18 protein-coding genes are annotated in these 17,231 nt (G+C 54.3%); 8 read left to right on the top strand and 10 right to left on the bottom strand.

Annotation, left to right across the window (positions count from 1 at the left end; genetic code table 11):
• Positions 1-98: 98 nt before the first annotated feature.
• The 7 genes from fabI (at position 99) to osmB (ending at position 7,943) form a co-directional block, all read left to right on the top strand.
• Positions 99-887, top strand: coding sequence for an enoyl-ACP reductase FabI (gene fabI, locus UTO39_RS01990; RefSeq protein WP_003856831.1), 789 nt, complete (start codon positions 99-101; stop codon positions 885-887).
• A 156-nt stretch (positions 888-1,043) separates the two neighbouring features.
• Positions 1,044-2,030: a CMD domain-containing protein gene (locus UTO39_RS01985; RefSeq protein ID WP_320726304.1), complete on the top strand. Its 987-nt coding sequence runs from the start codon at positions 1,044-1,046 to the stop codon at positions 2,028-2,030.
• An 88-nt stretch (positions 2,031-2,118) separates the two neighbouring features.
• On the top strand, positions 2,119-4,053 hold the full coding sequence (locus UTO39_RS01980; RefSeq protein WP_320726303.1) for an exoribonuclease II: 1,935 nt from the start codon (positions 2,119-2,121) through the stop codon (positions 4,051-4,053).
• Positions 4,054-4,373: 320 nt separating this feature from the next.
• On the top strand, positions 4,374-6,365 hold the full coding sequence (gene pdeR, locus UTO39_RS01975; protein ID WP_061098004.1) for a cyclic di-GMP phosphodiesterase: 1,992 nt from the start codon (positions 4,374-4,376) through the stop codon (positions 6,363-6,365).
• Between the two features lie 118 nt (positions 6,366-6,483).
• Complete coding sequence (locus UTO39_RS01970) at positions 6,484-6,666, top strand: hypothetical protein (RefSeq protein ID WP_041909652.1); 183 nt, start codon at positions 6,484-6,486, stop codon at positions 6,664-6,666.
• A 43-nt stretch (positions 6,667-6,709) separates the two neighbouring features.
• Positions 6,710-7,462 carry a DNA-binding transcriptional regulator YciT gene (locus UTO39_RS01965; protein ID WP_320726302.1) on the top strand — a complete coding sequence of 251 codons (753 nt, stop codon included), beginning with the start codon at positions 6,710-6,712 and terminating at the stop codon, positions 7,460-7,462.
• 262 nt (positions 7,463-7,724) lie between these two features.
• Positions 7,725-7,943 (top strand): osmotically-inducible lipoprotein OsmB, encoded by a 219-nt coding sequence (gene osmB / locus UTO39_RS01960; protein WP_008501216.1) that lies wholly within the window; start codon positions 7,725-7,727, stop codon positions 7,941-7,943.
• Positions 7,944-8,047: 104 nt separating this feature from the next.
• Here the strand turns inward: osmB and yciH are convergent, their stop codons facing one another.
• From yciH to pgpB, 5 genes are all read right to left on the bottom strand, one after another.
• A complete protein-coding gene (yciH, locus tag UTO39_RS01955) occupies positions 8,048-8,374 on the bottom strand; it encodes a stress response translation initiation inhibitor YciH (protein ID WP_320726301.1) in 327 nt (108 codons plus the stop codon).
• On the bottom strand, positions 8,371-9,111 hold the full coding sequence (gene pyrF / locus UTO39_RS01950; RefSeq protein WP_320726651.1) for an orotidine-5'-phosphate decarboxylase: 741 nt from the start codon (positions 9,109-9,111) through the stop codon (positions 8,371-8,373). Before pyrF ends, yciH begins: the two co-directional genes overlap by 4 nt.
• Positions 9,112-9,295: 184 nt before the next feature.
• Entirely contained in the window at positions 9,296-10,465 is a 1,170-nt protein-coding gene (gene lapB, locus UTO39_RS01945) for a lipopolysaccharide assembly protein LapB (RefSeq protein ID WP_151413139.1), read from the bottom strand.
• Between the two features lie 6 nt (positions 10,466-10,471).
• Entirely contained in the window at positions 10,472-10,780 is a 309-nt protein-coding gene (locus UTO39_RS01940; protein ID WP_061098000.1) for a LapA family protein, read from the bottom strand.
• Between the two features lie 148 nt (positions 10,781-10,928).
• Positions 10,929-11,696: a phosphatidylglycerophosphatase B gene (pgpB, locus tag UTO39_RS01935; RefSeq protein WP_320726300.1), complete on the bottom strand. Its 768-nt coding sequence runs from the start codon at positions 11,694-11,696 to the stop codon at positions 10,929-10,931.
• Between the two features lie 197 nt (positions 11,697-11,893).
• Here pgpB and ribA point away from each other — a divergent pair, with 197 nt between their 5' ends.
• A complete protein-coding gene (ribA, locus tag UTO39_RS01930; protein WP_028013401.1) occupies positions 11,894-12,484 on the top strand; it encodes a GTP cyclohydrolase II in 591 nt (196 codons plus the stop codon).
• A 37-nt stretch (positions 12,485-12,521) separates the two neighbouring features.
• On the opposite strand, the gene acnA is transcribed toward ribA, so the two are convergent.
• The 5 genes from acnA to cysB all read right to left on the bottom strand — a co-directional run bounded on the left by acnA (position 12,522) and on the right by cysB (position 17,223).
• Complete coding sequence (gene acnA / locus UTO39_RS01925; protein ID WP_320726299.1) at positions 12,522-15,197, bottom strand: aconitate hydratase AcnA; 2,676 nt, start codon at positions 15,195-15,197, stop codon at positions 12,522-12,524.
• A 163-nt stretch (positions 15,198-15,360) separates the two neighbouring features.
• Positions 15,361-15,459, bottom strand: a complete 99-nt coding sequence (ymiC, locus tag UTO39_RS01920) for a small membrane protein YmiC (RefSeq protein WP_032644994.1) — start codon at positions 15,457-15,459, stop codon at positions 15,361-15,363.
• A 137-nt stretch (positions 15,460-15,596) separates the two neighbouring features.
• Positions 15,597-15,767, bottom strand: coding sequence for a hypothetical protein (locus UTO39_RS01915; RefSeq protein WP_032644881.1), 171 nt, complete (start codon positions 15,765-15,767; stop codon positions 15,597-15,599).
• Positions 15,768-15,769: 2 nt separating this feature from the next.
• Positions 15,770-15,910: a YmiA family putative membrane protein gene (locus tag UTO39_RS01910; RefSeq protein ID WP_213743510.1), complete on the bottom strand. Its 141-nt coding sequence runs from the start codon at positions 15,908-15,910 to the stop codon at positions 15,770-15,772.
• A gap of 338 nt (positions 15,911-16,248) precedes the next feature.
• Positions 16,249-17,223, bottom strand: coding sequence for an HTH-type transcriptional regulator CysB (cysB, locus tag UTO39_RS01905; protein ID WP_061097998.1), 975 nt, complete (start codon positions 17,221-17,223; stop codon positions 16,249-16,251).
• Positions 17,224-17,231: the final 8 nt, after the last annotated feature.

The raw sequence follows: 17,231 nt of genomic DNA, 5'->3' as shown, positions 1-17,231 counted from the left end.
GGCTATAATTTCGAGCTAATTTCGAATGATTTTGAAATACTGCCTGTAACGCTATGAATTACAAGGCAAAATAAGCAATGAATATAAGGATTAAAGCTATGGGTTTTCTTTCCGGTAAGCGCATTCTGGTGACTGGCGTTGCCAGCAAACTGTCCATCGCATACGGCATCGCACAGGCAATGCATCGCGAAGGCGCTGAGCTGGCGTTCACCTACCAGAACGACAAGCTGAAAGGCCGTGTTGAAGAGTTTGCCGCGCAGCTGGGTTCCAGCATTGTTCTGGAATGTGACGTTGCACAAGACGAAAGCATCGACGGCATGTTTGCTGAACTGGCAAAAGCATGGCCGAAATTCGACGGTTTCGTTCACTCCATCGGCTTCGCTCCTGGCGACCAGCTGGACGGCGACTACGTGAACGCGGTTACCCGTGATGGCTTTAAAATCGCGCACGACATCAGCTCCTACAGCTTCGTTGCAATGGCGAAATCTTGCCGCGCAATGCTGAACCCTGGCGCAGCGCTGCTGACCCTGTCCTACCTGGGCGCTGAGCGTGCTATCCCTAACTACAACGTTATGGGCCTGGCGAAAGCATCTCTGGAAGCCAACGTCCGCTACATGGCGAACGCAATGGGTCCAGAAGGCGTGCGCGTTAACGCCATCTCTGCTGGCCCTATCCGCACCCTGGCGGCGTCCGGCATCAAAGATTTCCGTAAAATGCTGGCACACTGCGAAGCGGTTACTCCGATTCGTCGTACCGTTACCATTGAAGATGTGGGTAACTCTGCTGCATTCCTGTGCTCTGACCTTTCCGCAGGTATCTCCGGCGAAGTGGTTCACGTTGACGGCGGCTTCAACATCGCTGCAATGAACGAGCTGGAAATTAAATAAGCTGTGGCTCTCTTCCCGCACGGGAAGAGAGCTTCCCCCCTCCGCACTCCACCCTTCGTTATTCCGTTCTGCTATTTGTTATCACCTAACAATATTTTTCCCTTTATCTGCCTTACGCCAGGATATTGATCGCCATTTTGAGATCAAGGAACGCCCATGGAACAACGCCGTTTTTCCGGCAAAGGCCACTGGTATCACGAAACCCAGTCAAACCACGCGCAGCCGGAAGTGCTGCCCCTGGTGCCCGAAGCCGCTAACGTCGACGATCGTTTTTTGCTCGATTTAGCCCTGCCAAATGAGATTGTTGCCGCCTGTACCGGCTGGCTTGCTCCTGCCAGATCCTTATGCCACCAGCTGTTCCCGCTCTCACTTCCCGTAAACCGCCTGCGAACGCTCAGCGCCTACGATCGGTTAAGCACCGCGTTGACGGTGGCGCAGGCCTGCGGCGTTCAGCGGCTGTGCAACCACTACGCCGCCCTCCTCGCCCCGCTGCCGGGTCCTGACTCCTCTCGCGAAAGTAACCGACGGCTGGCGGAAATCACGCAGTACGCCCGCCAGCTCGCCAGCTCGCCTGACGTCATTGATGATAAGGCGCGAAACCAGCTTGATGAGGTAGGTCTGTCTGTATATGACATAGTGGTGATTAACCAGATAATCGGCTTTATCGGTTTTCAGGCGCGTGTGGTCGCCGTCTTTCAGGCGCTGCTTGGCCACCCCGTCCGCTGGCTGCCGGGCCATCATATTCAGCCGCACACCCTGCCGGCGTCCTCCGACGCGTGGAGGGCGCTTCTGCCCGTGGTCGAGCTTCGCTATGCCAGTGCGCATCAGCTTGAGTCCCTCTCCCGCTGGCAGGCAGAGCCCGCGCTTGAGGCGCTGACGCCGGTCCTGTGTCATGAACCGACCTTGCTCGACCTGACGGGTGAGATCCTGATAAACAGCCGGGATACGATTTCGCTTCCTTCGCCGGCGCTTGCGGCAGCAGCCGAATTGCTGACACGCTCGCCGGACCGCTTCAGCGCCGCACAATTTACCCCGCTCACGGAAGAAGGACTTACTGCCGTTCAGGCGATCAACCTGCTGAGCCAATGCGCGCTGGAGGGCTGGCTCAATCGATTAAAAGTCGCGTCCGGCAAAGCGGAATAACCACACGCTTTCCCCAAAGAGCGCTTGCTGTAGCAGTGAGAATCGCGTAAAACTGTCAGCCGCTCAATGGCTACGAAAATAGAACATTATGTTTCAGGACAACCCGCTGCTAGCGCAGCTTAAACAGCAACTGCATTCCCAAACGCCGCGTGCAGAAGGGGTCGTGAAAGCCACGGAAAAGGGCTTTGGCTTCCTTGAAGTTGACGCGCAGAAAAGCTACTTCATTCCGCCACCGCAGATGAAGAAAGTGATGCATGGCGATCGCGTCATGGCCGTCATCCATACCGAGAAGGAACGTGAATCTGCCGAGCCGGAAGAACTGATCGAACCGTTCCTGACCCGCTTTGTGGGCAAAGTGCAGAGAAAGGACGATCGTTTATCTGTCGTGCCGGATCACCCCCTGCTGAAAGATGCCATTCCCTGCCGCGCCGCCCGCGGCGTTGAGCATGATTTTAAAGAAGGTGACTGGGCCGTGGCAGAAATGCGCCGTCATCCTCTGAAAGGCGACCGCGGTTTCTATGCTGAACTGACCCAGTTCATCACCTTTGGCGACGACCATTTCGTCCCGTGGTGGGTCACGCTGGCGCGCCATAATCTTGAAAAAGAAGCGCCGAACGGTGTGGCAACCGAGATGCAGGACGAAGGCCTGGCGCGTCGCGATCTCACCGCGCTGGAGTTTGTCACCATCGACAGCGCCAGCACAGAAGATATGGACGATGCGCTCTACGCTGAAGAGAGCGCCGATGGCAAACTGCATTTGACCGTCGCGATTGCCGATCCAACCGCCTGGATTGTAGAAGGCAGCAAGCTGGACGAAACGGCGAAAATCCGCGCGTTCACCAACTACCTGCCGGGCTTTAACATTCCGATGCTGCCGCGTGAACTGTCTGACGACCTCTGCTCGCTGCGTCCAAATGAGGTGCGCCCGGTCCTCGCCTGCCGCATGACCATTGCCGCAGATGGCACGATTGAAGACGATATCGAGTTCTTTGCCGCCACCATCGAATCCAAAGCCAAGCTGGCCTATGACAATGTCTCCGACTGGCTGGAAAACACCGGCAGCTGGAAACCTGAATCCGAGGCTATTGCGGCGCAGATTCGTCTGCTGCACCGCATCTGCCTGAACCGCGGCGAGTGGCGTAAGACTCACGCCCTGGTCTTCAAGGATCGTCCGGATTATCGTTTTGTTCTCGGTGAAAAAGGTGAAGTGCTGGATATCGTGGCCGAACCGCGACGCATTGCTAACCGCATCGTCGAAGAAGCGATGATTTCCGCCAACATCTGTGCCGCGCGCGTGCTGCGCGACAGGCTGGGCTTCGGTATTTACAACGTTCATACCGGCTTCGATCCGGCTAATACCGAAGCGCTGGCGGCCCTGCTGAAGAATCACGACGTGCATGTTGACCCGGAAGAAGTGCTGACGCTGCCGGGCTTCTGCAAGCTTCGCCGCGAGCTGGACGCTCAGCCGTCCGGTTTCCTGGATAGCCGTATTCGCCGCTTCCAGTCCTTCGCGGAAATCAGCACCGAGCCAGGCCCGCACTTCGGCCTCGGTCTGGAGGCCTACGCCACCTGGACCTCCCCGATCCGTAAGTATGGCGATATGGTTAACCACCGCCTGCTGAAAGCGATTATCAAGGGCGAAACCATTGCCCGTCCTCAGGACGACACGACCCTACAGATGGCCGAGCGTCGCCGTCTGAACCGCATGGCGGAACGTGACGTTGGAGACTGGCTGTACGCACGCTTCCTGCAGAATAAAGCCGGTACCGATACCCGCTTCGCGGCAGAGATTATTGATATCAGCCGCGGGGGAATGCGCGTACGTCTGGTGGATAACGGTGCGGTCGCCTTTATCCCTGCCCCGTTCCTGCACGCCGTTCGTGACGAACTGGTCTGCAGTCAGGAAAGCGGCACCGTGCAAATTAAGGGCGAGACGGTTTACAAAGTCACTGACGTGATTGACGTGACTATCGCTGAAGTTCGTATGGAAACACGCAGTATTATTGCGCGCCCTGTCGCCTGATAACCTGCTCAATTGTCGGTCATTTCCGTTTGGAAAGGCCGACAATTTTTCCCATGTCTTTCCCCCCGCAAAAGCATCATTTTTCTTACTTTTTTCAGCCCCAGCCCGCCCAAAATAGCCATAATTATCTACAGTAAAAGAGTGCTGTCCTAATCGGTCACGTGAATTTTATCCGCTCAGCATTTTATCTGCCTGATGCGTTTCATTATAAAAAAGCAGGTAAAAACAAGACGTTCACTGCGGCTTTGCCGCTATTTTCAACGGAAAAGTCGACGACAAATGAATAATTTGTTCGCTAATACGTCGCGGCGGGAGAAATCATGATCGACGAACTTGAGCAGAATTTGCTGTTTCGTTACATGGGTACTCACAGCCCGTGGTGGCGATTGTCGGCTGACAGCAACGCTCTGCACCTTGCCGCCAGCGAAAATGCAGACGAGACTCAGGAGATCGTACTGGACGATGAACAGGCCGCACAGATCCGTCAGCTAACGGTGATGACCTCCAGCATTTCCCTAAACCTCTCTCTTTACGGCGAACAGGTTCCCATTCATCTTGTCGGACGCAAAATCACACGAAACGAGTGGGCAGGAACGGCTTCCGCCTGGAACGATACGCCCTCCGTGGCGCGCGATCTGGCTCAGGGACTCTCCTTCGCAGAACAGGTTGTTTCTGAAGCGAATTCCGTCATTGTTATTCTCGATCAAAACGGCAATATCCAGCGTTTTAACCGCCTGAGCGAAGAGTATACCGGTCTGAAAGAACACGAAGTCATTGGTCAGAACGTGTTTGAACTGTTCATGAGCCGCAGCGAAGCGGCAGCCTCGAAGCGCAACATTGCAGGTTTCTTTCGCAACGGCAGTTCCTACGAAGTCGAACGCTGGATCAAAACGCGGAAAGGGCAACGCTTATTTCTGTTCAGAAATAAATTCGTTCACAGCGGCAGCGGCAAAAATGAAATTTTCCTTATCTGTTCCGGGACCGACATTACCGAAGAGCGGCGGGCGCAGGAGCGCCTGCGCGTGCTGGCCAATACCGATACCATCACCGGCCTGCCCAACCGCAATGCGATCCATGAGTTGATTTCAGACGCCATCAGTAGCCGTGGCGATACGCAGGTTGGCGTGGTGTACCTCGACCTGGATAACTTCAAAAAGGTTAACGATGCCTACGGGCATATGTTCGGCGATCAGCTGCTGCAGGCGGTTGCACTTGCCCTTCTGAGTTGTCTGGATGAGGGGCAGGTTTTAGCGCGGCTCGGCGGCGATGAGTTTATCGTTATGGCCACCAATACCTCCCAGGGCTCGCTGGAAGCGATGGCGTCGCGTATTCTGACCCGCCTGCGCCAGCCGTTCAGAATCGGTCTGATTGAGGTTTACACCGGTTGCTCCCTGGGGATCGCCCTCGCGCCGCAGCACGGGAACGATCGGGAAAGCGTGATTCGCAATGCCGACATCGCCATGTATACCGCCAAGGAGAATGGCCGTGGCAAATTCTGCGTCTTCTCCCCCGAGATGAACCAGCGCGTGTTTGAGTATCTGTGGCTGGACACCAACCTGCGTAAAGCTCTGGATAACGATCAGCTCCTGATTCACTACCAGCCGAAAATGACCTGGCGCGGCGAAGTCAGAAGCCTTGAAGCGCTGGTCCGCTGGCAGTCGCCCGAGCGCGGTCTGATCCCCCCCCTGGAATTTATCTCTTACGCCGAGGAGTCCGGTTTGATTGTCCCGCTGGGCCGCTGGGTGATGCTTGATGTGGTTCGCCAGGTGGCAAAATGGCGTGACAAGGGAATTAACCTGCGCGTGGCCGTGAACGTCTCTGCACGTCAGCTGGCCGACCAGACGATTTTCAGCGAGTTAAAGCAGGCGCTGAAGGATCTGCATTTTGAGTACTGCCCTATCGACGTTGAGTTAACCGAAAGCTGTCTTATCGAAAACGAAGAGCTGGCTCTCTCGGTGATCCAGCAATTCAGCCAGCTCGGGGCACAAATTCATCTGGACGATTTCGGTACCGGCTACTCCTCTCTCTCCCAGCTGGCGCGTTTTCCTATCGATGCCATTAAGCTCGATCAGGCTTTTGTCAGGGATATTCACAAGCACTCTGTCTCCCAGTCTCTGGTACGCGCCATTGTCGCAGTGGCGCAGGCGTTAAACCTGCAGGTGATTGCCGAAGGGGTGGAGAGCGCAAAAGAAGACGCCTTTCTGACCAAGAACGGCGTCAACGAACGGCAGGGTTTTCTTTTTGCTAAGCCGATGCCCGCTGCCGCATTCGAGCGCTGGCTAAAACGATATCAAGCGCGACAGCAGCGTTAGAGCCATACAGCGGTTCACTTTCGTTTATGTAATTTCGTTATGGCGTTTTTTCCCTTCTCTTTTGAACCTATTTTCTGCATCATTGAAATTATTAACTTTTCGCTCCTGGGGAGAGATGATGTCTACTATTGATCCACAAGCTGTAGCACAACGTATTGATACCGTGCTGGATATCCTGGTGGCGGGTGATTATCACTCTGCGATCCGTAATCTCGAGATCCTGAAGTCTGAACTTCTCGCTCAGGATGGCGCTGACAACGCTCCCGAAAACCGACAGCCTAAAGCGCCGTGGGAAGTCTAATCCCACTGTCTCAGACCTCGTTTCGCTTTATTAATTGGATGCTATGAATTCCCGACAACAACTCATTTTGCAGATGGTCATCGATCAGGGGCGCGTAAGCGTCGTTGAGCTGGCTAAAACCACCGGCGTTTCCGAAGTCACCATCCGTCAGGATCTAAATCTGCTGGAAAAACAGAGCTACCTGCGCCGTGCGCATGGCTATGCCGTGCCGCTGGACAGCGATGACGTTGAGACGCGCATGATGAATAACTACGCGCTTAAACGAGAGCTGGCAGAATTTGCCGCATCGCTGGTAAACCCTGGCGAGACGGTCTTTATTGAAAACGGCAGCAGCAACGCCCTTCTGGCTCGTACGCTCGCCGAACAAAAAGACGTTACCATCATCACCGTCAGCAGCTATATCGCCCATTTACTCAAGGAGACGCGCTGTGAGGTGATTTTGCTGGGCGGCATTTACCAGAAAAAAAGTGAGAGCATGGTAGGCCCGCTAACCCGGCAGTATGTCCAGCAGGTTCATTTCAGTAAGGCGTTTATCGGTATTGACGGCTGGCAGCCTGAGACAGGCTTCACCGGCCGGGATATGATGCGAACTGACGTGGTGAATGCAGTTCTGGAAAAAGAGTGTGAAGCCATTGTGCTGACCGACAGCTCCAAATTTGGTGCCGTCCATCCTTACACCATGGGTCCAGCCTCACGCTTTAGCCGCGTAATTACCGACGAAAGGTTAAGCGACGAACATCGTAATAAACTGGAAGAAGACGGTCTCATTGTCGATATTATTAAAACGTCCACCTGAGTCCATTTTGCGCCCGTATTCCGGGCGCAAATGCCCCCTTCGTCTGAGAGGATTCCTATCCTCCCTTTAAGAGTTTTTACCTGTTTAACCTGCCGTAAAGTCGTAAAATTAATGTTAGCGATATAACAGGAAGTGACTATCACTTGCGTGATTACGTAACGCCTGCGCGACCAGCTTTCACGGAAAAAAGAATTGAGTATTCATTTTGGCTATACTTAATGTGTACATCTTTCCGTGAATCGATAATTCAGGAGAAAGTATTATGACCTTAACCAGCAAAAAATTAGCCGCCGCTGTTCTGGCAATCACAGTAGCAATGTCCCTGAGCGCGTGCTCTAACTGGTCTAAACGTGACCGTAACACCGCAATTGGCGCCGGTGCTGGTGCGCTCGGTGGTGCAGTATTAACGGATGGTAGTACGCTGGGTACATTAGGCGGCGCTGCTGTCGGTGGTATTATCGGTCACCAGGTTGGCAAATAATTATTTTATCAGCCTTCCCGTTAAGGCGATTTAGCATCGCATTTCAGGTCTGACTAACGCACGTATATAACACGAGCCACGGCAATTGCCGTGGCTTATTTATTTTAGCCGCCTGCCAGTTTAACTTTCATGCCTTTGGCTTCAAGGAGCGATTTAATTAAATCGCGTTTATCACCCTGAATTTCGATAATGCCGTCCTTCACGGCGCCGCCGCAGCCACATTTCTTCTTCAACTCGGCTGCCAGCTTGTTCAGCTCCGCATCATCCCGATCAATCCCGGAGATCAGGCAGACCCCCTTTCCTTTTCGCCCGCTGGTCTGACGCTGGATACGAACAATACCGTCGCCTTTCGGACGTTCCGCTTTCGTTTTCGGTTCGTCTATGCGCCCGCTTTCCGTCGAGTAGACCAGCCGGCTGTTGGAATCGGTCATTGCGCCCCCTTTTTCAGTGATGCGTTGATAGCCTTAAGCGTCTCTGCCGGGTTTGCAGACTGCGTCACCGGACGCCCGATAACCATGTAATCGACACCTGCAGCCAACGCCTGCTCAGGCGTCATAATGCGTCGCTGATCGCCCACGTCGCTGCCAGCAGGACGAATGCCTGGCGTGACCAGCTTAAATGCGTTGCCCAGTTCTGACTTGAAACGCACGGCTTCCTGAGCGGAGCAGACGACGCCATCAAGGCCGCAACTCTGCGTCAGACGCGCCAGACGCTCGGCGTGCCCGGCAGGTGACAACGTCACGCCAAGGTCGCGCAGGTCGCTTTCGTCCATGCTTGTCAGCACGGTAACCGCAATCAGTAATGGCGCATCGTTGCCGAACGGCAGGAGCGCTTCGCGAGCGGCCGTCATCATTCTCGCCCCGCCCGACGCGTGGACGTTGACCATCCATACACCTAGCTCCGCAGCGGCGGCAACCGCGTGCGCCGTGGTGTTCGGGATATCATGGAATTTGAGATCGAGGAAGACATCGAAGCCGCGCTGCTGCAGATCGTGGACGATTTGCGGTCCAAACAGCGTGAACATCTCTTTACCAACTTTCAGACGACAATCGCGAGGATCGATACCGTCGACAAAGGCCAGCGCTGCGTCACGCTTATTGTAATCAAGCGCGACAACAACAGGAGAATCCGTAATAACGCGGGAAGTGGAGGAAGTAACAGACGTCATGACCAGCCCTTTTCGTCTATGGGCGCGCAGCGGCGCGGAACAGATAAACGGCCAGCATTCTACCTGCCGCCGCCCTAAATTGACAGAATCCATTTACGCGCCTGCCAGACCGGCAGGCCGCACGGTGTTGAGAAAGGGGTAAATTGATTAGTATGTTGTAACTAAAGCGGAGTGTTTTAAAAAATCACTGACCGTCAAGGCCACGAATTGGCTTGATGGTGGACCAGGCCCGGCAGGATGGACAGTGCCAGTAGAGCGTATACGCGGTAAAACCACATTTCTGACAACGGTAGCGCGGTTTGCTGCGCACCTGCTCGCCAACCATGTCGCGCAGCACCATCAGGCTCTCTTTCGCGCGCCCTTCTTCCGCGTCGTTCAGGTGGTAGTCCATCAGCTTGTGGAATACGCGCATCGTGGGGTGACGCTGCAGCTGACGGGTAATATAAACCTGTGCGGTGTCGCTTCCCTCATACTGCTCAACCACGTCAGAAAGCATCAGCTCAGCGGTCGCGCCGGTATTCTCTTCCACACAACGGCGCAGAAATGCCACCCACTCTTCCTGCTTGTCCAGCTGTTGATAGCAGGTTTGCAGCATTTCAAGCGTTTCGCTGACCAGCTCTTTGTCCTGGTCAATAACCCGCAGCAGGCTTTCAACGGCTTTAGCATAGTCGCCGCTGGCCATAAAAACGCGCCCCATCATGATAGAGATACGCGCGCTATTGCGGTCCGCGGCGGCGCCTTTCTTCAGCAACGCCATGGCTTTATCCATGTCGTCGTTACCCATCTGCTGAAGGGCAAGCTCGCAGTAGAAATGCGCAATTTCAACGCGCTGCTTGTCTTTGCCCAGCTTCACCAGACGTTCGGCCGTATCAATGGCTTTCTGCCAGTCGCTGGTGGCCTGGTAAATCTGGAGTAACTGCTGCAACGCGCCAATGCGGAAATCCGTTTCATCCACCAGCTGCGTGAACATATCTTCAGCGCGATCGTACAGCCCCGCGGCCATATAGTCTCGGCCCAGCTGTTGTACCGCCAGGAGACGTTGTTCGTAGGTCAGGGAAGCGCTTTCCATCAGGGTCTGGTGGATACGGATAGCGCGGTCAACCTCGCCGCGCGAGCGGAACAGGTTGCCGAGAGTGAGGTGAGCTTCGACGGTCCCCGTATCCTCTTTCAGCATATCGAGGAACAGGTCTACCGCTTTGTCCTGCTGATTGCTCAGGAGGAAGTTCACCCCCGCAACGTAGTCGCGGGAGAGTCGGTTAGCCTCATCCTGTTTCGTTTGTTGCGCACTTCTGCGGCCCATATACCAGCCATAGGCTGCGGCTACAGGCAAAAGCAGAAACAACAACTCCAGCATAGTCGATTATTCCTTCACGACCGGCACACCTGAGCTTTCCGGAATGTCGGACGCAGGCGCAATGTTCTGTTCGAGTCGTTTAATTTTACGTTCAGCGCGCGCAAGAGAAACACGAACTTTCAACCAGAAAAGACCGCAAACCAGCCAGCCGATGGCAAAGCCTGCAGCAAATAAGACCGCCAGCAGGCTAGAGACCCGATACTCACCCTGCGCCAGCAGATAGTTAAACGTCACCTGTTGATCGTTTTGTGCACCCAATGTGACTGAAATGACAAAAATCGCCAATACCAGTAAGAAAATGAGTAAATATTTCACATTACTTCCCGTTATGTGGTTCAAGCGAATAAAGTGTGTTCAACTTACCGCAATCAGCCTTATAAACTACCATTTTAGCGACGGGCGCGAAACGGAAAAAGTAACGCGCACGTCATGGATTTATGGGCAAAATGCACAATATCAACCGTCAGGCGTCGCTTTGCTCCCTTTCGGCGATCTCTTCTTTCTCTTCAGGCGGTGGCGTGAGCGGGCCGCAGAATCGTTCCGCAAGCCAGGTTGCCAGCGTCACCAGCATCCAGGAAATCAGCGTAGCGACCACCAGATCCCGCGGCCAGTGCATCCCCAGCAGCAAGCGGCTGCCCATCACCCCAGTTGCCCAAACCAGTAAAATCACGATGGTCACCGTGCGGCGTCGAGGCCAAAGCAGCCCGACCCCCAGCAACGCCCAGCTGGCCGCAAACATCGTATGGCCGGAAGGAAACGCGAATCCCGTCTCTTTTTGCCAGTGCTTACGCAGGAATTTTGGAATATTTTCCTGTTCCGCAAGCTGCTCTTTCACCAGCGCGCCGCGATCTTTACGCTTTAAATTGTAGAACTCATCCACCGGAACATGGTGCGCTTTTTCCAGCCAGACGACAAAAGGTCTTGGCTCCTGAACGTGACCTTTTACCCAGGACTTCACGCCCTGTCCAATAACGATCGCGCCCCCGAGGATAGCAAAGAGCATCAGCGCCGCGCGCAGTCGAAAGCGCAGGCACCACAAGAACCAGCCGCAGAGGATGACGTGGGTAATAATTCCCCACGGCTGCGTGACCGTTTCCGTTACCCAGAATAACGTTTTCAGCCACGTGGCATTCTGCCCCGGCTGCCACATCCAGCCGGAGACCCACACGGCCAAAGGCATAATCAGTAAAATGGCCGCGCCTGCTGCCGTACGTCTGGCGATTGAAAGCATGTCTTCTCCTTTTTCGCTAAGCCTCACAATCATAACTGAAATTCATTCGATGGGTGGATATGTCGGATCGTGCGTTTAACGTTCATATAGCATGGCGCCCATTAGGCGAACGTGCTGAGCTTGTGGCAAAATGGACAAATACAGAAAGCAAAACAGGCGCAAGGCACGAAACGTGTCAGCCTACTCTGGAGAATCACATGCAGCTTAAACGTGTGGCAGAAGCCAAACTGCCAACCCCATGGGGCGATTTCCTGATGGTGGGGTTTGAAGAACTGGCAACCGGACAGGATCATGTCGCGCTGGTCTACGGCGACATTTCAGGGCAGACGCCGGTGCTGTCCCGCGTCCATTCAGAGTGTCTGACCGGCGACGCGTTGTTCAGCCTGCGCTGTGATTGCGGCTTCCAGCTCGAAGCTGCCCTTACCCATATTGCCGAAGAAGGCCGCGGCGTGCTGCTCTATCACCGTCAGGAAGGTCGTAACATTGGTCTGCTGAATAAAATCCGCGCTTACGCGCTGCAGGACCAGGGCTACGATACGGTGGAAGCCAACCACCAGCTCGGTTTTGCCGCCGATGAGCGTGACTTCACCCTCTGCGCCGATATGTTCAAGCTGCTGGGCGTGGACGAGGTTCGCCTGCTGACCAATAACCCCAAAAAGGTGGAAATCCTCACCGAAGCCGGGATCAACATCGTCGAACGCGTACCGCTGATTGTCGGCCGCAACCCGAAAAACGCCCACTATCTCGATACCAAAGCGGCCAAAATGGGCCATCTTCTGAAAGAGTAAAAGGACAAAGCCCGGCACAGATGCCGGGCTTTTTTTATTAATCCAGCATTTTACGAATCACATAATGTAAAATGCCGTCGTTCTGGTAGTAGGTCAGTTCGGTTGCGGTATCAATACGACACCGGCATTCCAGTACCTCGCTTTTCCCGTCTGCTCGCGTAAGCTTCACCGGCACCGTTTTACCCGGCTGCAGGTTTTGCAGACTGCTAATATCAATCTGCTCTTCCCCGGTCAGGCCCAGCGTTTTACGCGTGACGCCCTGCGGGAACTCAAGCGGCAGGATCCCCATGCCGATCAGATTCGAGCGGTGAATACGTTCGAACGACTCGGCAATGACCACGCGGACGCCCAGCAGTCGCGGCCCTTTTGCCGCCCAGTCTCGGCTGGAGCCGGAACCGTACTCTTTCCCGGCGATGACCGCCAGCGGCGTACCTTCCTGCTGATATTTGACGGCTGCGTCATAAATCGACACGACTTCCGTCCCCGGAAGATGGCGCGTCATCCCCCCTTCCACGCCCGGAACCATTTCGTTACGAATGCGGATATTGGCAAACGTCCCGCGCATCATCACTTCATGGTTACCGCGGCGCGATCCGTAGGAGTTAAAATCGCAGCGCTCCACGCCCCGGCTTTGCAGATAACGGCCCGCCGGGCTGTCGGCTTTGATGCTCCCCGCCGGAGAGATATGGTCCGTGGTGACGGAATCGCCCAGCATCGCCAGTATGCGCGCCCCATGAATATCCTGAAGCGGTGCAGGCTCGGCCAGCATCTCATCAAAGAACGGCGACAGGCGGATATAGGTGGAGTCGTCCTGCCAGTCATAGGTGTCCGAGCCCACAACGTTGATGGCTTTCCATTCCGGCGTGCCTTCAAACACTTCCGCATACTCTTTGCGGAACATCTCGGTAGAAACCTTTTCAACGGCCATCGCAATTTCACGCGAGGACGGCCAGATATCCTTCAGATAGACCGGCTCATTCTTGCGGTCGTGACCAATGGGATCGGTCGCCAGGTTAATATTCATGTTCCCGGCCAGCGCGTAGGCCACCACCAGCGGCGGCGAAGCGAGCCAGTTGGTTTTCACCAGAGGATGAATACGACCTTCAAAGTTACGGTTACCGGAAAGCACTGCGCCAACCGTCAGATCGCCCTGCTTGATCGCTGTTTCAATAGGCTCAGGCAGCGGGCCGGAGTTACCGATGCAGGTGGTACAGCCGTAGCCCACGAGGTTAAAGCCCAGCTCGTCAAGATACGGCGTTAGCCTGGCCTGCGCCAGGTAATCCGATACCACTTTGGAGCCCGGCGCCAGCGAGGCCTTGACCCACGGCTGTGGTTTCAGCCCCAGCTCAACCGCTTTTTTAGCCAGCAGGCCGGCCGCCATCAGTACGCTTGGGTTCGAGGTGTTGGTGCAGGAGGTAATGGCGGCAATGACAACCGCGCCGTCCGGGAGCTGATACTGATGTCCGTTCAGAACATAGTCGATTGGGCGATGGTCCTTCTTCGCCACGTTGACTTCTAGTTCATTGCTGGCGGTAAACGCTTTTGGCACGTCGCTTAACGCCACGCGATCCTGCGGACGTTTCGGACCGGCGAGGCTCGCCTCAACGCTTCCCATGTCGAGCGCAAGCGTGCTGGTAAATACCGGCTCATCGCCCGGATTGCGCCACATGCCCTGCGCTTTGGTGTACGCCTCCACCAGCGCCACCTGCTCTTCGCTGCGTCCGCTCAGGCGCATGTACTCCAGCGTGACGTCATCAATGGGGAAAAATCCGCAGGTTGCGCCATATTCTGGCGCCATATTGGCGATGGTCGCGCGGTCAGCCAGCGGCAGCGAATCCAGCCCGTCACCGTAAAATTCTACGAATTTGCCCACCACGCCATGTTTACGCAGCATCTGGGTAACGGTGAGCACCAGATCGGTGGCCGTAATGCCTTCAGACAGCTTCCCGGTGAGCTTAAAGCCCACGACATCAGGGATAAGCATGGAGACCGGCTGACCGAGCATGGCGGCTTCCGCTTCGATACCGCCGACACCCCAGCCCAGCACGCCGAGGCCGTTAATCATGGTGGTATGGGAATCTGTGCCCACCAGCGTGTCCGGATAAGCCACCCACTCTTTGTCCTGCAATTCACTCCAGACGGCTTTACCGAGATATTCAAGGTTAACCTGGTGACAAATACCGGTGCCGGGTGGAACCACGCTAAAGCGGCTGAACGCCTGCTGGCCCCACTTCAGGAAGACGTAACGCTCGTGGTTTCGCTCCATCTCGAGACGCACGTTCTCGCCAAAGGCATCGTCATCACCGAAGTGATCAACGGTTACGGAGTGGTCAATCACGAGGTCGACGGGAGAAAGCGGGTTCACTTTAGCCGTATCGCCGCCGAGACGTTTGACCGCCTCACGCATGGCGGCGAGATCCACCACGGCAGGAACGCCGGTGAAGTCCTGCATCAGGACCCTTGCCGGGCGGTAGGCAATTTCTCTGTCGGCATGGGCATTCTTGAGCCATCCCGCCAGCGCCTGAATATCGTCGAGGGTAACGGAATCACCGTCCTGCCAGCGCAGGAGGTTTTCCACTAAAACTTTCAAGGACTTGGGTAAACGCGAAATGTCCCCAAGCGTTCTGGCAGCCAGCGGCAGGCTATAGTAGTGCCAGGTTTTATTTTCTGCCTGTAATGTGTCCTTACTGGCTTCGCGTAGGGTTAACGACATAAGCTCCTCCTTAATTACAGAGATGTCCTGACAATCATCAGGGCCGTAATTAAAGATAACACAAAGATGTCGTAACGTTTTGATAACAACCCGAATTGATAAATTTAGGAATGGTCCAGAAGAGAGTAAAACAAAAAACCCCGCCGCAGCGAGGTTTTATCATTTAGTGGACGGCCAGCCAGATGAGCTGACTCCAGAACAGAATCGACAGGGTAAAAACGCCGATCCATGACCAGTATTTTTGAGACATCATGTTATTCATCATAGGGACACCAGGCATTATTTATTAAACATTCCGAGGCAGGTCCTCGTGCTATATTGCTGATGTGTATTTATTAAAGAGTACAAAGGTGCATAGTCTTTATTCAGACTAACTGCATCATTACGCAATAAACTAAATTATTGTTTTTTGGGTTCGTCTTCCGCGAACACATCAATAAAAGCTTGCTGCTGCGGCGTCAGTTTCCAGGATGCCGGCACTGCTGTCGCAGGCGCTTTGCGTCCTTTGTGAACAGTGTCATGATGCTGACACATCCGTTTTGCCGTTTCTGTACGTACCGTCACTGCCATATTCAACCCCAATATTTCCAGGCCAGGAGAGCAACCATCACCCAGAACAGGGCGGAAACGAGAAAGACCGCCAGCCAGGCTTTACGCTTGAGCGCAGGATCCCTTTGCGGTTCTTCACTTCCTGAAGGCATTGCTAACCTCATACAATCGATATCGCTTATCATTTAGGACCAAACAATTGGTACAATTAATCATCTGTTGAGATAAATCCTAAAGAAACTTTAGCCGAAAAGCCAGTGAATTTACGCATCAAGAGGCATGAAATATTCAATCTTTTGACCAGAAATAAATATTTGAAAAGAAAAATTTGCGTAGCCGTTAATTAGTTTCTATTTTTGTCGCCAATTCACGACATTAAAACCACACAAATTAAAAGGATAATGACAATATATGGCAGGGGAAGTGCAGATGATGATAATTCTAATTTAGCTTTAAGCGGATATTTCGGTATCTTTCCAACAGGGAAAGATACCGGGTGTGATTATTTTTCGGGGAGTTTGATATCTTTAAACATCTCTTCAATATCTTCATTTGAGCGTAATGCCACGGCGGTATCCACCACGTCACGCGTTAAATGCGGGGCAAAGCGCTGAATAAAATCATACATATAGCTTCGCAGGAAGGTACTGCGACGGAAGCCTATTTTGGTCGTGCTATGGCTGAAAATATCATGTGCATCAAGACGCACCAGGTCAGGGTCTGACACCGGGTCCACCGCCATGCTGGCGATCACCCCTACCCCCAGGCCAAGCCGTACATAGGTCTTTATGACGTCGGCATCGGTGGCGGTAAAGACAATCCGCGGCGTTAGCCCGGCCCGGTTGAAGGCGGTATCAAGCTCAGAACGTCCGGTGAAGCCAAACGTGTAGGTGACCAGAGGATATTGCGCCAGCTCTTCGATCGTCACCGACCCTTTGCCCGCCAGCGGATGATCCGGGGTCACCACAATGGAGCGGTTCCAGTGATAGCACGGCAGCATGACCAGATCGTCATACAGATGAAGCGCTTCCGTCGCGATGGCAAAATCTGCATTGCCCTTCGACACCGCCTCAGCAATTTGCGTTGGCGAACCCTGGTGCATATGCAGGGAGACGCGCGGATAACGCTCGATAAAGCCCTTGATAACGCCCGGGAGGGCGTAGCGCGCCTGGGTGTGCGTCGTGGCAATATACAGCGAGCCTTTATCCGGCCAGGTATGTTCACCCGCCACAGACTTGATCGCATCGACTTTGGAGAGGACTTCCCGCGCAATACGGATAATTTCCTGTCCCGCTGGCGTCACCTGTGTGAGGTGTTTACCGCTGCGGGCGAAAATCTGAATACCTAATTCATCCTCCAGCATGCGAACCTGCTTGCTGATGCCCGGTTGCGAGGTATATAGCCCCTCGGCGGTGGAAGAGACATTAAGGTTGTGATTCACCACCTCAACGATATAACGAAGCTGCTGTAATTTCATGCCAGACC

This window comes from Enterobacter sp. 118C5 (assembly GCF_034107645.1).
Taxonomy (GTDB): Bacteria; Pseudomonadota; Gammaproteobacteria; order Enterobacterales; family Enterobacteriaceae; genus Enterobacter; species Enterobacter nematophilus.
Note: the sequence above shows the minus strand (reverse complement) of the source record. Positions and strands in the feature narration are given on the sequence as shown.

Bases quoted from the DNA above. Each gene is read 5' to 3' on its own strand.
- pgpB (WP_320726300.1), bottom strand. From the start codon at position 11,696: ATGCTTTCAATCGCCAGACGTACGGCAGCAGGCGCGGCCATTTTACTG.
- ymiC (WP_032644994.1), bottom strand. From the start codon at position 15,459: ATGAATAACATGATGTCTCAAAAATACTGGTCATGGATCGGCGTTTTT.
- pdeR (WP_061098004.1), top strand. From the start codon at position 4,374: ATGATCGACGAACTTGAGCAGAATTTGCTGTTTCGTTACATGGGTACT.
- cysB (WP_061097998.1), bottom strand. From the start codon at position 17,223: ATGAAATTACAGCAGCTTCGTTATATCGTTGAGGTGGTGAATCACAAC.
- UTO39_RS01980 (WP_320726303.1), top strand. From the start codon at position 2,119: ATGTTTCAGGACAACCCGCTGCTAGCGCAGCTTAAACAGCAACTGCAT.
- pyrF (WP_320726651.1), bottom strand. From the start codon at position 9,111: ATGACGTCTGTTACTTCCTCCACTTCCCGCGTTATTACGGATTCTCCT.
- fabI (WP_003856831.1), top strand. From the start codon at position 99: ATGGGTTTTCTTTCCGGTAAGCGCATTCTGGTGACTGGCGTTGCCAGC.
- ribA (WP_028013401.1), top strand. From the start codon at position 11,894: ATGCAGCTTAAACGTGTGGCAGAAGCCAAACTGCCAACCCCATGGGGC.
- yciH (WP_320726301.1), bottom strand. From the start codon at position 8,374: ATGACCGATTCCAACAGCCGGCTGGTCTACTCGACGGAAAGCGGGCGC.
- osmB (WP_008501216.1), top strand. From the start codon at position 7,725: ATGACCTTAACCAGCAAAAAATTAGCCGCCGCTGTTCTGGCAATCACA.
- lapB (WP_151413139.1), bottom strand. From the start codon at position 10,465: ATGCTGGAGTTGTTGTTTCTGCTTTTGCCTGTAGCCGCAGCCTATGGC.
- UTO39_RS01970 (WP_041909652.1), top strand. From the start codon at position 6,484: ATGTCTACTATTGATCCACAAGCTGTAGCACAACGTATTGATACCGTG.
- UTO39_RS01965 (WP_320726302.1), top strand. From the start codon at position 6,710: ATGAATTCCCGACAACAACTCATTTTGCAGATGGTCATCGATCAGGGG.
- acnA (WP_320726299.1), bottom strand. From the start codon at position 15,197: ATGTCGTTAACCCTACGCGAAGCCAGTAAGGACACATTACAGGCAGAA.
- UTO39_RS01985 (WP_320726304.1), top strand. From the start codon at position 1,044: ATGGAACAACGCCGTTTTTCCGGCAAAGGCCACTGGTATCACGAAACC.
- UTO39_RS01915 (WP_032644881.1), bottom strand. From the start codon at position 15,767: ATGGCAGTGACGGTACGTACAGAAACGGCAAAACGGATGTGTCAGCAT.
- UTO39_RS01910 (WP_213743510.1), bottom strand. From the start codon at position 15,910: ATGAGGTTAGCAATGCCTTCAGGAAGTGAAGAACCGCAAAGGGATCCT.